At 52.5% G+C, this 16524-nt stretch carries 10 protein-coding genes; 3 read left to right on the top strand and 7 right to left on the bottom strand.

Going from position 1 to position 16524, the window contains the following annotated elements:
- Positions 1–9: 9 nt before the first annotated feature.
- Positions 10–3006, bottom strand: a complete 2997-nt coding sequence (locus SBO83_RS07225; RefSeq protein ID WP_396130996.1) for a PAS domain S-box protein — start codon at positions 3004–3006, stop codon at positions 10–12.
- 212 nt (positions 3007–3218) lie between these two features.
- Positions 3219–4658, bottom strand: coding sequence for a magnesium transporter (gene mgtE / locus SBO83_RS07220; RefSeq protein ID WP_396130995.1), 1440 nt, complete (start codon positions 4656–4658; stop codon positions 3219–3221).
- A gap of 706 nt (positions 4659–5364) precedes the next feature.
- Here mgtE and SBO83_RS07215 point away from each other — a divergent pair.
- Positions 5365–7605 carry a sensor domain-containing phosphodiesterase gene (locus SBO83_RS07215; protein WP_396130994.1) on the top strand — a complete coding sequence of 747 codons (2241 nt, stop codon included), beginning with the start codon at positions 5365–5367 and terminating at the stop codon, positions 7603–7605.
- Positions 7606–7668: 63 nt separating this feature from the next.
- On the opposite strand, the gene ppx is transcribed toward SBO83_RS07215, so the two are convergent.
- From ppx to purM, 5 genes are all read right to left on the bottom strand, one after another.
- Positions 7669–9219, bottom strand: a complete 1551-nt coding sequence (gene ppx, locus SBO83_RS07210; protein ID WP_396130993.1) for an exopolyphosphatase — start codon at positions 9217–9219, stop codon at positions 7669–7671.
- Between the two features lie 27 nt (positions 9220–9246).
- A complete protein-coding gene (ppk1, locus tag SBO83_RS07205) occupies positions 9247–11325 on the bottom strand; it encodes a polyphosphate kinase 1 (protein ID WP_353502906.1) in 2079 nt (692 codons plus the stop codon).
- Between the two features lie 316 nt (positions 11326–11641).
- Positions 11642–12217, bottom strand: coding sequence for a spermidine N1-acetyltransferase (gene speG, locus SBO83_RS07200; RefSeq protein ID WP_353502905.1), 576 nt, complete (start codon positions 12215–12217; stop codon positions 11642–11644).
- A 211-nt stretch (positions 12218–12428) separates the two neighbouring features.
- Positions 12429–13067 carry a phosphoribosylglycinamide formyltransferase gene (gene purN / locus SBO83_RS07195; RefSeq protein WP_396130992.1) on the bottom strand — a complete coding sequence of 213 codons (639 nt, stop codon included), beginning with the start codon at positions 13065–13067 and terminating at the stop codon, positions 12429–12431.
- A 24-nt stretch (positions 13068–13091) separates the two neighbouring features.
- Positions 13092–14129, bottom strand: a complete 1038-nt coding sequence (purM, locus tag SBO83_RS07190) for a phosphoribosylformylglycinamidine cyclo-ligase (protein WP_396130991.1) — start codon at positions 14127–14129, stop codon at positions 13092–13094.
- 222 nt (positions 14130–14351) lie between these two features.
- Between purM and upp the strand changes: the two genes are divergently transcribed.
- Positions 14352–14978: a uracil phosphoribosyltransferase gene (upp, locus tag SBO83_RS07185; protein ID WP_353502903.1), complete on the top strand. Its 627-nt coding sequence runs from the start codon at positions 14352–14354 to the stop codon at positions 14976–14978.
- Between the two features lie 132 nt (positions 14979–15110).
- A complete protein-coding gene (uraA, locus tag SBO83_RS07180; RefSeq protein WP_396130990.1) occupies positions 15111–16403 on the top strand; it encodes a uracil permease in 1293 nt (430 codons plus the stop codon).
- The last annotated feature ends 121 nt before the right edge of the window (positions 16404–16524 follow it).

Here is a 16524-nt window from a genome sequence, read left to right as displayed (position 1 = left end):
ACTGCCTGCTTAATGAATGCCAAAATAACCGGTGTTGAGCAGCGTATTGAGCGACGTCAGCGGCGCGATGGTATCGCCTTCCACCAAATCAATGCCAATGCTGGTCAGCTTTTCCAAGGTTTCGTTTAAATCTGCCGGGCCAGCCAGCGTCTGCGCCGCCAGCCGATGAGTGTTGCCATGGAGGATCGTCACCAGCACTTCATCCATCTGGTTATAGTGTAGTTGGCTCATAAAGGTCGGGTCGATTTGCACGTAATCCACACTGCCTTCCGGCAAGGCATTAAATTCATTCAGATTTCTTCCAACGTTGCGCAGCACGATTTTACAACCACGCTGCCTCAGTTCGGCAACGTACCGCCGCAGATGCTCATATTTGAGCAACACATCGGGTTCAATCATTAGATTCACCGAGCCCATCGGCATCAGGGTGTTATCCAGCAGGCGATTTAACTCTTGCCGCAAACTCTCTTGCAGCAGGCTTTCCGTGGCGAGCGGGATAGCCACGCAAATTCCCTTATTATTGATACCCTTAGCATGAACCTCGAGGACCTGACGCAGCGTCCACAGGTCGATTTCGGGCATCATGTCGTAAAATCGTGCGGCTTCCAACAGCAATTCGGCGTGCTGAATGCCATTCACCGGCTGCACGAATTGCAGCGAAAGTTGATAGAAGCAGACGGAAAGCGGCGTTTTCGGTGGTGACGCGGCGCGGCAGTTGAGCGACAGCTGATTTTCATTCAGCACCCGGCGAATATCCTCGGGGCGGAACAGCACGGCGTGGGAGGCCAATAAGCGTTTTTGCTGCTCTTCATAGGCGAATACCTGCCCCCGGCCGCGATTTTTGGCGGTGTAGCAGGCAACATCGGCTTGGGCCATGTATTCGCTGCTGCTAAGGGAGGCGTCGGTGATGCGCGTAATGCCCGCGCTGGCGCCAATGCGGTAAATTTGATTTTCCCACATGAATTGTAATTCATTGATTTTATTGACTAATGACTTCACCACTTGCAAACCCTGCTCGTGCTGACAGTCTAACAGCAATAGGGCAAACTCATCGCCGCCGAGGCGAGCCAGCCGGTCGCTATTGCGAATATGATCCTGCATGAGATGGCTTAATTGGCGCAGCAACTCGTCTCCCGCCGCGTGCCCGGCGGTGTCATTGACCGCCTTGAAATGGTCGAGATCGATAAAGGCCAGACTGTGATGTTGTTGCTGCTCGGCAGTCAGTTTTAGCGCTTCTTTCAGGCTATCTTCAAAGCTGCCGCGATTGGCTAAATCGGTAAGCAAATCGTGGGAGGCGCTGTAGCTGAGTTGGCGCATCAGCTCGCGCGATTTACTTACGTCCTGTAGCACCAAGACTAAGCCGATTGGCTCGGCATTTAGTTTACGCATTGGCGAAATCGCCAGCTGCACGTCGAACTGCCCGGTGTGATAGCCGTGCAAAATCAGCGATTGCTCGAGGGAGGAGTGCAGATACTGGCTGCTGTACATGGCCATCAGGTCGTTAATCAGCTCGCCGTCTGGCCCAATAGTTAAGTGCACCACATCGCTGACCGGCTTGCCCTGCGCTTTCTGCTGACTCCAGCCGGTCATCTTCTCCGCCACCGGATTCATAAAGGTGATGTTCATCTGCTGGTCGGTGGAGATCACGGCATCATTGATCGCATTCAGCGTGATGTGCAGTAGCTCTTTCTCTTCGTGCAGAGCTTCGCTCAGCCGGTTATTGGTGATTTCGGTGTGTTTTAGCTCATTGATATCTTCAATCTGAGCGATGAGATAGACCGGATTTTGCTCATCATCGCGCACCAGTGAAACCGCCAGCAGTGCCCAAACAATCTCGCCATCACGGCGCAGATAGCGTTTTTCCATCTGGTAGTTCTGAATCTCGCCGTCGAGTAGTTGCTGGAGTAGCGTCAGGTCTTTGCTCAGGTCCTCGGCGTAAGTAATCTCCTGAAATGTCAGCGTTTTCAGGTAGTCTGCCTCATAACCTAGCAGAGTGCACAGGGCTTTATTCACCTGTAGCCATTTGCCCTGTGGCGACACCAGCGCCATGCCGATGGCGGAATATTCCATCGCATTGCGAAAACGGTTTTCGCTCTGAGTAATGTGTGACTTCTCGACGCGCAGGGCGTGCATCGCCATCGCCATGGCATTGGCGGGTAGCAGAATCAGCAGCAGCGGCGTGAAAAGCAGGCCCGGCGGCACCACGGTAATGTGCGGAACGATGTCGATAATGCCGGTGGTTTGCAGCAGCGCAATCATCAGGGTCAGGCTGAGGAAAATGAAAAATGCCTCAACGCGCGGCAAGCGTATCGCCGCCCACAGCAGAGGAATGGTGATAAAGGCAAAGGGGTAAGGCAGCCATTTTAGCGCCAGAAAAGCCGCCACCATGTTGATAATTAGGGTCGCCATCAGCTCAAGCAGGCGGCCTGAGTTGTGGAAAAGTTGCTGTAGATAGCCTCTCTGGTAAATCAAACCCAGCGGAGTGAGTGCCAAAATGGCGACCGCCTCGGACATAAACCAGGTCGCGAACCTTTGCTCTGACGCCTGTGGCGCAAGGGTGTGCTGGACAAAGATCGTCATGATAATAGCGCTGAGCAGCGGACTGAACACCACGGCCACCAGCAGGAATTTTGCCCAATTCGCCAGACCAGAGAGCGGGTCCTTGGTGGGCAGAAAGCGTCGCAGCAGCAGCGCGCAGCTGCCCGCCTCTAACAAGTTAATAAATAGGTAGGGCAGGTAGCTCGTAGACCACGAGTACGCCAAAAAGTGGGAGGCGGCGATGCCCAAGCCCGCGGCGCAAAACAGCGGCAACCAGTCGCGGTAGCGATGGTGGAATAAAACCGGGATGAGCAGTGCCGTCGGCAACCATACCGACGCCAGACTGGAGGATTGCTGGATGATCTTCATGCAGGCGAGTGCCAGCAGGCAGATGCTCACGGCCAGAACCAACAGGATTTTCCAACTGATGGGCGACTGTGAATCCAGACGGGATATGTTCTTTTCCACGGCAAAACCCTTTCTTAAACCCGTCCGGCCACGAACGATAAGCTTGCTGAATTCTACAACAGTAATGAATTGATAACGAACCTTGAGTGAGAAGAAGATCAGGTTTTTATGGGTTTAATTAATGAGCTGAAGGAGTCAGCTATGGCCTTATCAGGGAAAACGAAGAGTAGAACCTTTGCTGCGCCTTGAGATTAAGGCGCAGCAAAAGGGAGTTAAAGCAGGAAAATTGTCGCCAATCCAAGGAAGATAAAGAAACCGCCCGTATCGGTGATGGCGGTGATCATCACGCTGGCGCCCACCGCCGGGTCGCGGCCAAGCCTTACCATGGTCAATGGAATAATCACCCCCATGCTGGCGGCAACTAATAGATTGAGCACCATCGCCAATGTCATGACCGCGCCCATCTCCCAGTCGCCATACAGCAGCCAGGTAATGACGCCCATCAGTCCACCCCACACCAGACCGTTGATCAGTGCGACGCCCAATTCCCTAAATATCAGGAATTTAAGATTGCCGAGCTGCACCTGATGCAGCGCCAGAGCACGCACAATCATCGTGATTGTCTGATTACCCGTATTACCGCCAATACCGGCAACAATCGGCATTAATGCCGCCAGCGCCACCAGTTGCGAAATCGTACCTTCAAACAGGCCGATCACCCGCGACGCGACAAACGCGGTGCAAAGATTGATGGCCAGCCACGCCCAGCGGTTTTTCACTGCCTTGCCTACAGGCGAGAACACGTCCTCTTCCGGGCTTAAGCCCCCCATGCGGCGCAGATTGGTGTCGGTATCGTTATTAACGAAATCGACAATTTCCTCGACCGTCAGGCGACCCATCAGTTTGCCCTTTTTGTCGATGACGGGCGCGGTGATTAAGTCATAACGTTCGAAGGCGCTGGCCGCGTCTTCGGCTTTGTCTTCGGGTTCGAAGCAGGTTGGGTCATCGTTCATCACCTGGAAAACCTGGCGATGCGGCGAGTTAAGCAAAATGGTGGTGAGCGGCAGTTCGCCCAGTAGCATGTTGTTTCGGTCAGTGACGAACAGCTTGTCACTGGCTTCGGGAATGTCTTTACGGTAGCGCAAATAGCGCTGCACGGTGCCCAGCGTGACATCCGCGCGCACGGAAAGCAGCTCGAAATCCATGATTCGCCCGACGGTATCCTTGCCGAACTTAACCACTTCGCGCACTTTTTCGCGCTGGCGCGGATCCAGCGAGGTCAGCACGCGGCCCATCAGGTCACGTGGCAGATATTCCGCCAGATAAACCTGATCATCCACGTCCAGCAGCGACATGGTTTTCAGCAGATCTTTGTCGCTCATTTCCTCAATCAGACTGTCCCAGACGGTTTCTGAGACTTCGACCAAGGCTTTACCGCGATCTGCGGGATCGACTAAACGCCACAGCGCCAGACGTTCGCGCTCCGGCAATGCTTCTAAAATATCGGCAAGGTCAGCCGGATGCAGCCCGTCAATCAGATTGCTGAGCTCGGCAGTCTGGTCCATTAGCAGGGACTGCGTGGCGGGGTCGATATCTTTGGATTCGCCGAGAATGCTGTCGGCAAGGTCGTCGCTGTCTAGCAGCAGGTTGAGGATGCGGGTACGTGTTTCCGCCAGCTTTTGTACGTGGTAGCGATGCTTATTGGCAGACATGCTGCGTCCTTATCCTTTGAATTCCAAAACTAAAATATCAGGGTGTCGGTGTCGTCGATTGTTCTACCTGAGTCTGTTTTTGAGTTTGATGATGTGACCAGGCCCCGACGGCGGAGTAGACCAGGCGGCCGAATAAAATAATAAAGCTGATTGCTAATACGATCTTAGTCATCTTGATGTTGGCTTTTTTAGACATAGTAATTTCAGCTTATTAAACCGTAGCTCCATCAGGGTGAAATAATGATTTAAAACAGACTCATTCGCATAATCAATATATAGCACAACGCCTAACCCAGCCAGAAAAGTCTCATTGTGTAGGAGTGTTCCGTTAGGATATTCAGAATAATCTCGCACTCTGGGCGCTGGATTGAATTGTGAATAAAAATATCCGGCAGGGAATCATACGTGTATGAAATTTATAGGGTATTTTTTCACTCTTGAGTGAATGCATTTGAGGCGATTTTTACGCTAATTAGCAAAGTCTAGGTTTATTGATCCCCATCAAATAGTTTAATATGAGCCAACTTAGAATCTGGTTTTATTTTAGTGATGCTGCGAAATCTGTTTTTACCGCTTTTTGTGGCCAGTCTTTTGACGTTTCCTTAAACCCGTTGTTTCTTTGGCGTTGTTGACCGTTCATCTGGCCTCTCAATGATTCCAGCACGCGACCTGCGTGGATCGCCTGCGGAAAAACATGGCATATCCTATGAGTAAATTTTTATCTTGGCGTGAATACAGCCGCCACTGGTGGGGCCTGCCCCTGCTGTGCGCACTGGTGTTTATCAATATCTCGTCTTACTTCTCGCCCATTATTTTCTTGCCGGAAGGTCGAACTTATTTGATGTACATGCCGCTTGCGGTGTGTGTAGCGCTAATGATGGTCTTTGATTGGCGTGCCTTGCCGGGTATCGCGATAGGCATGTTCATCCGCTATGACCTGCGTATCGGCGCCGAAATGGCATCGCTACTGACGCTTATTTATCTGTTCTGCCTGAGCGTTTCTTGGGCCGGTTATCGCTGGCATGCCGGTAAACGCTGGTCTGCGACCTTTGGGTTACTGCGTCTGCCGCTCCCGCGCGTCTTCTGGCTGGTGATTTTCCTCTCCTGCCTCTACATCTTTATTTTGCAAATCGTAGTGGAGTTGGGACTGCTGCCGGGCTATCTGGGTATGGTGACCCATGAATTTATGACGCTGCGGACCCTGATCAATCTTCAGGCGATGATGCTGGGTATCTTGCTGAGTGGGCATCTGTGGTACCTGACGTTTCGCGTTTTGCGTAAACCTCGCTATCTGCGCGTGCTGCGCCAAATCATGCTTAATCAGCGCTCGCCGGGCGTGAAGTCTGTCGAGATTGTACTGTGGTTTGCGTTGCTGAGCGTGATGGTGATTTTGCTGAGCATGGAGGGGATCAGTGAGCCGATTGCCAAAATTCTGCTCAGTGATTACACCTTAACCCTGCTGCTGCCGGTGCTGCTGTTTGGTGCGATGCGCTACGGCTATCACTTCATTACGATCGTCTGGACTGGGGCGCTGATTGTGCTGTTTAGCAATTATCGCGGCTTCATCAACGAGAAGGACTTTGTCCATAATCTGGTATTTGTTTCTGCCCTGATGCTGGTGTTTACCCTTTGCCTGCTGCTGATGGCATCTATCTCGTCGATGCAACGCCAGCTGATGAAAAAGACCCGACAGGCCGCCCTGCTGGACCCGGTTTTTGGTTTGCCGAACCTGCGGGCCTTCAATCGTGACTTATCGCGCTATCCGCGCTCTTTACTCTGCTTTGTTCGCGTGTCGGAAATGGACGTGCTCAGCCGCAACTACGGCATGCAGTTACGCATTCAGTTCAAACAGCAACTGGCCACTGGCCTGCGGCCTTTCTTGCAGGAAGGGGAGAGGGTATATCACCTGCCGGGGTACGATTTGGTGTTGCGTCTCAACTGTGATGAAACGCTGGAGAAGTTGGACCGCTTGCAGCAATACGTCGATGATTTTCGCCTGATTTGGAACGGCCTGCCGCTGCATCCGAATATCGGTTTGTCCTACTGCACCGTCTTCCCGCCGGTTGAGCACCTGCACATGCTGCTGGGGGAATTGAGCGGTATTGCCGAGGTGTCGCTGACCACCGGTAAGCCGGAGTCGAATAAAAGTGACCACAGCCAGGTGCAGAAAGAGATTAAATCCAAAGTGGCGATGCTGCATAAAATCCAGCGCGCGCTGGATGAAGATCGCTTCGTGCTGATGGCGCAGCCTATCGCCGGTATTCGCGGCGACAGCTACCATGAGATCCTGCTGCGCATGCAGGATGATGAGGGCGGGTTGATGACGCCGGAAAAATTCCTGCCGGTGGTGCATGAATTTGGTCTGGCCTACCAATTGGATATCTGGGTGCTGAAGCACACACTCATGTTTATCAACGATAACCGTGAGAAGCTGCCGAGCGTGCGCTTCGCGGTGAACTTCTCGCCGTCGACCTTCTGTCGCCCCTCTTTTAGTAGCCAATTCAAGGCGTTGATGGCGCAGTATCAGGTCGAGCCGTTCCAAATCGTGCTGGAAGTGACGGAATCTCACCTACTGCATAATGTGAAATATGCTGATTTCTCCATGCGCGATTTACGCCACTACGGCTGCCGCATTGCGATTGATGATTTCGGCACGGGTTATGCCAGTTATGACCGCTTGAAGTTTATTCAGGCGGACATCCTGAAGATTGACGGCAGCTTCGTGCGCAACATGATGACGGACCCACTGGATGCCTACATCGTGCAGTCAATTTGTCAGGTTGCGCGGATGAAACACTTGGCGATAGTCGCTGAGTTTGTGGAAACCGAACAGCAGCGCGAAGCACTGCGGGCGCAGGGCGTGGACTATATGCAGGGATATTTGATTGGAATGCCTGAGCCACTCAGCCAGCTGGTTCAGGAGCCGATAAACTCGGCAATAAACTAAAAGCGTTACCGCGATCCTCCCCTTGTGAAAGGGCAGGATCGCGGCTAACCAAAGGCTGGCGGGTTATTTAGCAGGATCTTCCTGCTCGCCGTCCTCTTCTTCCAGAATCAGCTTCCAGCCCGTCACGTCGTCCCAGTAACTCTGTTCCCGTTCAAAATCCAACTGCACCAGGTTGTTCTGCGCCAAATACCCGGCGGGGAAGCGCAGCGTCCAATGGTTGTCATCGGTCAGCAGTCGCAGCGTCTCTGGCGTGGTGGTGGATTGACGCTGATTGTTCAGCAGTGCGCCGAGGCGCAAAAGCTGCACCAGCGGCAGGTAATGCTTTTTCTTGAACAGGTTAAGGCGTGGCAGCTCTTCCAGTTTCACCCCTTTACGGTGGAAACGCACCAGCGTAGCCAGTAGGGTTTGCTGCTCCTGATTGAAGCCCGGCAGGTTGGTATTCTGCAAGATATAGGCCGAATGGCGATGCATGCCGCTGTGGTTAATGCTTAACCCCACTTCATGCAGCATGGCAGCGAATTTCAGCAGAGATTCGAGCTGTGGCTGCACCAGTTTTGAGTTTTGCGCCAGCCACTGGGCATAGAGTAATTCGGTGGTTTCCAGCACGCGGCGCGCCTGCTCGCGGTCAATGTTGTAGTGCTCGGCCAAGCTTTTTGCGGTGCGAGTGCGGATATCCTGATGGCGGAAACGACCTTCCATCTCATACAGCACGCCTTCGCGCAGTGCGCCGTCCGACAGTCGTAACTCTTTGATTGCCAACGCATCGAACACGCCGCACAAGATAGCCAGACCCGGCACAAATACCGACTGGCGATCTTCGGACAGGCCCGGCAGGCTCAGCGAGGAGAAGTTTTTGTAATTCATCACTTCTTCAGTGAGCATTTTCAGGCGTTCAGGGGTAATAAGGCCGTCTTTTTCGCCCATTTCCACCAGCACTTCATAAGTGGCTTTAATGGTGCCCGACGCGCCTAGCGCGTACTGCCAGCCTTGCAGACGATACTGCCAGGCCATGGTTTCCAGCTTTTGCGCGGCGGCCAGCTGGGCGCGTTTAAAGTTAGCGCGGCTGATTTCGCCCTCAGGGAAGAAGTATTGCCCAAAGCTGACGCAGCCCATGCGGCGGCTCTCCGCCAGCAGTGGCTCAAAATCTTCGCCGATCACCAGCTCCGTCGACCCGCCACCGATATCAATCACCAGCTTGCGGCCTTTTTCGGGCTGAGTGTGCTCGACGCCCATGAAAATCAGGCGCGCCTCTTCCTGCCCGGAAATGATTTCAATCGGATAGGGGATAACCTCGGCGGCGCGCTGGAGAAACTCTTCAGCATTCACCGCCTGACGCAGCGAGTGGGTGCCGACAATGGTCACGTTCTGTTCGGGAAAGCCTTGTAAACGTTCGGCAAACAGCGCCAGACAGTCAAGACCGCGCTGGATAGCTTCTTCGCTCAATACGTTGTTGCTATCCAGACCGTCAGCCAGATGCACACGCTGCTTCAGGCGGCCCAACACTTGTAGCGCGCCATTCACGACGCGCGCTATCACCATATGGAAGCTGTTTGACCCGAGGTCGATAGCCGCAATCTCTTGCGGTTTGGCGTTTATGGTGTTGTTCAGGGGCATAATATGTGGTGCTCCAAAGTGTCAGGCCTAATCGTGTTGCTGTTTATTATGTTCAAGCTCGAAGGCTTTGAGGTAGTCGTAGATAGCCAGCTGCGCGCGCACCTTACGACGATTTCCGCGTGGAACATAACGATTACTGAGATCTTTATCAATATATCTGGCTTTCACCGTGTCGCTGAACAGCAGGTCGAGGATGTCGAGCACGCGCTGTTTTAGCGTCGGATCCAGCAGGGCGACGGCCACTTCAATACGGTAGTCGATATTGCGCGTCATCCAGTCCGCAGAGGACAGGAACACTTTAGTGTCGCCATTATTTTCAAACACATACACCCGGTCGTGCTCGAGATAACGGTCAACAATACTGGTCACCTGAATGTTTTCACTGACGCCCGGCAGTTCCGGTACCAGCGAGCACATGCCGCGGATCAACAGGCGGATTTTCACTCCAACGTTGGAAGCGGCGTAGAGGCGATCAATCAGGCCCTTATCCACCAGGTTGTTGATTTTCAGCGTGATCCCGCCGTTACCGCCAGCCTGCACGTTGGCAATCTCCTGATCGATCAGCTTATACAGCATATCGCGGGAGTTTTGTGGCGATACCATCAGGTGCTCGAAAGTCACCGGCCGGTATGGATTCTCAATAAAGTTAAACACCCGGCGCACTTCATTGGTGATGCGGCTGTCCGCCGTCAGCAAGGAGTAGTCGGTATAAAGACGGGCCGTTTTCTCGTTAAAGTTGCCGGTCCCAATATGAGCATAGCGGACGATTTCATCGCCTTCCCGGCGTGAGATAAGAAATAGTTTGGCGTGAATTTTCAGGCCCGGCGCGGAGAAGATAACGTGCACCCCAGCTTCCGTCAGGCGCTTGGCCCAGTGGATGTTGGCTTCTTCGTCAAAGCGCGCCTGTAGCTCCACCACCACCGTGACTTTTTTGCCGTTATGCGCCGCGTGGATCATCGATTCGATAATGCGCGAGTCTTTGGCTACGCGGTAAATATTGATCTTGATTGACAGCACGTTGGGGTCGAAAGAGGCCTGACGCAGCAGCTCCAGCACGTGCTCAAAGGTGTAGTACGGGTAGTAAAGCAACACGTCTTGTTGGCGAATCGCTTCAAAGCCGTTGCGGAATTTATCGAAGAACAGATGGCGCAGTCTCGGCAGCGGGCGGTTGACCAGGTTGGCTTTGCCGACATTTGGGAAGCCGATGAAGTCTTTAAAATTGTGGTAGCGGCCGCCGGGAATGACGGAATCATAGTTAGAGATCCCCAGTTTACCGCGCAGCAGCTCGACCATGTCATCGGGCATATCGCGCTGATAAACAAAGCGCACCGGCTCGGCGGTCAGGCGCTGTTTCAGGCTCGAAGACATTAATTCCAGCAGGCTCGATTCCATCTCCGTCACCAAGTCGTACTCGGCGTCGCGGGTCATTTTCATCGAATAGGCGTTGAGCTGGTCGTAATCAAAGAAGCCTTTAAAGATGTCATCAAGGCAGTAGCGCAGGATGTTATCCAGCAAGATCATCGGCTTGCGGCGGCGCGGCGTTTCTGGCGGTAAGTTAACGAAACGCGGCACTTTGTCTGATGGAATTTCCAGCAGCGCGTAATGGATCTCTTCACCGCGAATAATTTCGACTGCCAGATAGGTGTAATCGTCTTTGAGGAACTGAACCAGATTGGTGTCGTGATTAATCAGAATAGGCGTGATGAACTGGCGCAGATGCTGTTTGAAATACTGACGCAGCCAATTTTGCTGATTTTCAGACACCTGGCGTTCGTTGATCAAGAAAATCTGGTTGCGCGCCATCTCTAGCAGCAGGTCGTTGTAAAGACTGTCAAACTCTTGGTCGATGCGCAGAACCTTGGCCTGAATCTTTTTCAGCAAATGGCGAGACGCGCCGATAAAACCTTGTTCTTCGCTGATTAAAATTCGGCGTTTTAAATCGGCAAAACGAACTTTATAGAATTCGTCCAGATTGTTGGAGTAGATGCCCAAAAAACGCATGCGTTCGATCAGAGGATTGCTTTTGTCTGCCGCTTCCTGCAAAACACGTTCATTGAAGGACAGCCAGCTCAGTTCTTTTTCTATATAAAGCTTTTCCTGACCCATTTTAACTCCATTCTTTATGGCCCAACATTCAGCGTTATCACGATGAATCACCAGGGAAAATCTCGCTATTTCCAGCTCACATCCTGTGGATGTTCGACATATCTCTAATGGAAAATATTGAGAGAGAGGGGCCTAGTGTCTACTACCAATATTGCGAAAGATTGACAGGAAAGTCCAATACAAAGCGGAGGTTAAATCAGAGGGTGGAAAGTGAGCATTAAATGGCGTAACGAGAGAGGAAAAAGCTTAGCGGTGAACAAGATATCTCATGAAGATACGCTTTAGAAAAGCAGCTTGTTCACCGCTAATAGGGCGGTTAAACCACGCCTGCGCCGATAGGATCAACGCGTTTGGATTCCGCCGGCTTGGTTTTGTACTTCGCCAAGAATTGCGGTTGGAAAATACACATACGGATGGCGCTGCGGTATTCCCCGTTAACGAAGAATTCCTGTTTCAGTTCGCCTTCCACTTCAAAGCCCAACTTGTTGTAGATATGAATCGCCTTTTTGTTCTCTTTATCGACGATTAAATACAGCTTGTAGAGGTTAAGAACGGAAAACGCATAGTCCATCGCTAACTTGACGGCATCACCGGCAAACCCTTTGCCTTGATGAGCGGGGTCAATAATGATTTGAAACTCAGCACGACGGTGTATGTGATTAATCTCGACTAACTCCACCAGACCAACAGGCCCGCTTTCATATTCAATGATAAAACGGCGTTCGCTTTGGTCATGAATATGTTTGTTGTAGAGGTCGGTCAGTTCGACAAAAGCTTCATAAGGCTCTTCGAACCAGTAACGCATGATGCTTGCGTTGTTATCGAGACGGTGAACGAACGCCAAATCGTCTTTTTCCAGTGGACGTAATCTGACGTGGGTCTTGCTAAACATAAAATTTCCCGAAATGTCGTTTATTCGGATACTTTTTAGAAACTAGGCTCTTTAAACAGTCCTGTTTTAAGAAAAGGTGAGCACACAAACGACTTTAAACGTGCACTCACGCAGTCATTATAGCGGTCAATATGTAAACGAACGTAAACAGATATAAAACAAAAAACCGGCACGTGGCCGGTTTATAGTGAAATCATCGCCTGCGGGCAGTTTAATCTGCGGCGTAACCCTGCTCTGGTAGCGGATTACCGTCGAGGTAGGCCACGCCATCTTTTAGCGCTAAACGACCATCGACAAACCAACTTACCACCAGCGGATAGATGCTGTGTTCCTGCGTCTGCACGCGTTCAACCAGCTCATCTTCGCTGTCATCACTGAAAACCGGCACCTTGGCTTGCAGAATAACCGGACCGCCGTCGAGTTGTTCAGTCACGAAGTGGACGGAAGTGCCGTGAACTTCATCTTGATTTTCAATCGCTTGACGATGGGTGTGTAGACCGGGATATTTTGGTAGCAGGGAAGGGTGAATATTGAGCATCCGCCCAGCGAAACGCTGAACGAACTCAGCCGAGAGAATGCGCATGTAGCCCGCAAGCACGACTAAGTCAGGATTATAAGCCTCGATGGCATCGGCCAGCGCGACGTCAAACGCCGCGCGGTCGGCAAAGGATTTTACATCTAATGCATGGGCGGGAATACCGGCCGACTGCGCCCGTTCCAGCCCGAATGCCGAGGCTTTATTACTGAAGACGGCGCTGAGCGTCGCGTAAATACGTCCTTGCTGGCAGGCATCAATCAGCGCCTGAAGGTTACTCCCTTCGCCTGATACCAGCACCACGATCCTTTTCATCTCAACACCTGTCTGTAGTCGAATTTACTTGATGATAACGCGTTCTTCGGAATTAGAGGCTTTTACGCTACCAATTTTCCACGCTTTTTCGCCATTATCATTCAGTAAGGCCACGGCTTCATCGGCCAGCTCAGCAGGCAGAGCAACCAACATACCCACACCACAGTTGAAGGTGCGGTACATTTCGTGGCGGCTGACGTTACCGGCAGTTTGCAGCCAGTTGAACACGTCCGGCCACTGCCAGCTTGCTTCGTCAATCACCACTTGGGTGTTATCCGGCAGCACGCGTGGGATATTTTCCCAGAAGCCGCCACCGGTGAGATGCACGATGCCGTGAACTTCAACTTGCTCAATCAATTTCAGAATCGATTTCACATAGATTTTGGTCGGTGCCAGCAGATGATCTGCCAGAGACTTACCGGCCAAATCCGTGGTTTCTGGATTGGTTTTGCTCACTTCGAGGATTTTGCGCACCAGCGAGTAGCCGTTGGAGTGCGGGCCGCTGGCTGCCAGAGCAATCACTGTATCGCCGTCAGCCACTTTGCTGCCATCGATGATTTCTGACTTTTCTACCACGCCCACGCAGAAGCCTGCCACGTCGTAATCTTCGCCGTGATACATGCCCGGCATCTCAGCGGTTTCGCCGCCGACTAATGCACAACCAGACTGCTTACAGCCTTCGGCAATCCCGGTGATCACGCTGGCGGCGGTGTCGACGTCCAACTTACCGGTGGCGTAATAATCGAGGAAGAACAGGGGTTCAGCACCCTGAACAATCAAATCGTTAACGCACATGGCGACCAAATCAATGCCGATAGTGTCGTGGCGTTTCAAGTCCATTGCCAGACGCAGCTTGGTGCCAACGCCGTCGGTACCCGAAACCAGCACAGGTTCACGATATTTTTGCGGCAGCGCGCACAGGGCACCAAAACCACCCAATCCGCCCATCACTTCCGGACGACGAGTCTGTTTTACTACACCTTTGATGCGGTCTACTAATGCGTTACCTGCATCGATATCCACACCTGCGTCTTTATAGCTGAGAGAGGTCTTGTCGGTCACTGCGTAATCCCCAAGGCGGTTGGTAAAATAAAACGCGGCAATTCTAACAGCCAAGGCAAACGTTTGCGAGGGGCTTGTGAGGTTGAGAGTCATTCTGCTGTCTATACTGTTGATCGACATTCTATTGACCGCGATCAGGCTATTGGCAGTGGCGTTCAAAAAAAAAGGCGTTATAATCTCGCGATTTTTTTTTGCAGCACAACCACCTTAGGAGAAATAAAAATGAAGATCGTTGAGGTGAAACACCCGCTGGTGCGACATAAGCTGGGCCTGATGCGTGAGAATGACATCAGCACGAAACGTTTTCGCGAACTGGCTTCTGAGGTGGGGAGTCTGCTGACCTATGAAGCAACTTCTGATTTAGAAACTGAGAAAGTGACTATCGAAGGCTGGTGCGGCCCGGTAGAAATCGATCAGATCAAAGGTAAGAAAATCACTGTAGTGCCAATTCTGCGTGCCGGCCTGGGCATGATGGAAGGCGTACTGGAGCACGTTCCAAGCGCGCGTATCAGCGTGGTGGGCGTCTACCGTGACGAACAAACTATGCAACCTGTGCCTTATTTCCAGAAGCTGGTTTCTAATATTGAAGAGCGTCTGGCGCTGGTGGTTGACCCAATGCTGGCGACCGGCGGCTCGATGATTGCCACGATCGACTTGCTGAAAAAAGCTGGCTGCCAGAGCATTAAAGTGCTGGTACTGGTTGCTGCTCCAGAAGGGATTGCCGCGTTAGAGAAAGCGCACCCGGACATTGAGCTGTACACCGCCTCCATTGACCAAGGGTTAAATGAGCATGGTTACATCGTGCCGGGCCTCGGCGATGCGGGCGACAAGATATTTGGTACTAAATAAGCGTTCGTTACAAAGCAGCCGACTGAGAAGTCGGCTTTTTTTTGATTTTTTATCAGGGTTTTACCTTTTCATCAGGCCGCCACGGCTGAAACATGACACCTATAATCGCCAACTCTTTGAGAGGATCTATTCATGACACGTCGCGTCATTGGGGTAAGTGAGCGCCCGCCGCTGTTGCAGACCATTCCCCTAAGTTTCCAGCATCTGTTCGCTATGTTCGGTGCCACGGTGCTGGTGCCGATCCTGTTTAAAATTAATCCGGCCACGGTGCTGCTGTTCAACGGCATCGGCACTTTGCTGTATCTGTTTGTCTGTAAGGGCAAAATTCCCGCTTATCTCGGCTCCAGCTTTGCGTTTATTTCGCCGGTCCTGCTGTTATTACCGATGGGCTATGAGGCGGCGCTGGGTGGGTTTATCGTCTGCGGCCTGCTGTTCTGCTTAGTCGCGCTGATTGTGAAAAAGGCCGGGATTGGCTGGATAAACGTCATGTTCCCTCCTGCGGCGATGGGCGCAATCGTTGCCGTCATCGGGTTAGAGCTGGCGGGGGTTGCCGCCAACATGGCCGGATTGCTGCCTGCCGAGGGCGCGTCGGCTGATTCCACCACCATTACCATTTCCATGGTAACGCTGGCCGTGACGGTGCTCGGCTCGGTGCTGTTCCGCGGCTTCCTGGCGATTATCCCGATTCTGATTGGCGTGCTGGTGGGCTATGCGCTGTCATTCTTTATGGGCGTGGTGGATGTGTCTACCATTGAATCTGCCCACTGGTTCGCGCTGCCAACCTTCTACACCCCGCGCTTTGAGTGGGTGGCGATCCTGACTATTCTACCCGCCGCGCTGGTGGTGATTGCCGAGCACGTCGGGCACCTGGTGGTGACGGCGAATATTGTCAAAAAGGATCTGCTGCGCGACCCGGGCCTGCATCGCTCGATGCTGGCAAATGGTTTATCCACCGTGCTGTCGGGCTTTTTTGGTTCTACGCCAAATACCACCTATGGCGAAAACATCGGCGTAATGGCGATCACCAAGGTCTACAGCACCTGGGTTATCGGCGGCGCGGCGATTCTGGCGATTATGTTGTCCTGCATCGGCAAGCTGGCAGCGGCGATTCAGGCCGTGCCGGTTCCAGTGATGGGCGGCGTTTCTCTGCTGCTGTACGGCGTGATTGGTGCCTCGGGTATCCGCGTGCTGATTGAGTCCAAAGTGGATTACAACAAAGCGCAGAACCTGATCCTCACCGCGGTTATTCTGATCATCGGCGTCAGCGGCGCGAAAATCCACATTGGCGCTGCGGAGCTGAAAGGCATGGCGCTGGCGACCATCGTCGGTATCTTCCTCAGCCTGCTGTTCAAAGTGATTGAACTGGTGCGCGGCGAAGAAGAAATCATTGATATAGAAGATGAACGTGAGGATCGCCCAGCGTAAATCTTCCCGCTAATCGCCGGTTGCGGGATCCTCCACCCGGCGATTAGCTCGGTTAGCAAGCGGTTGTGCGGGGCACAGTTCAACTCCGGCAGGATCCTATGCTAGAATTCTGCCGTTGCCC

The organism is Ewingella allii, from assembly GCF_044430645.1.
Taxonomy (GTDB): domain Bacteria; phylum Pseudomonadota; class Gammaproteobacteria; order Enterobacterales; family Enterobacteriaceae; genus Ewingella; species Ewingella allii.
This window is presented reverse-complemented; position numbering and strand designations above follow the sequence as displayed.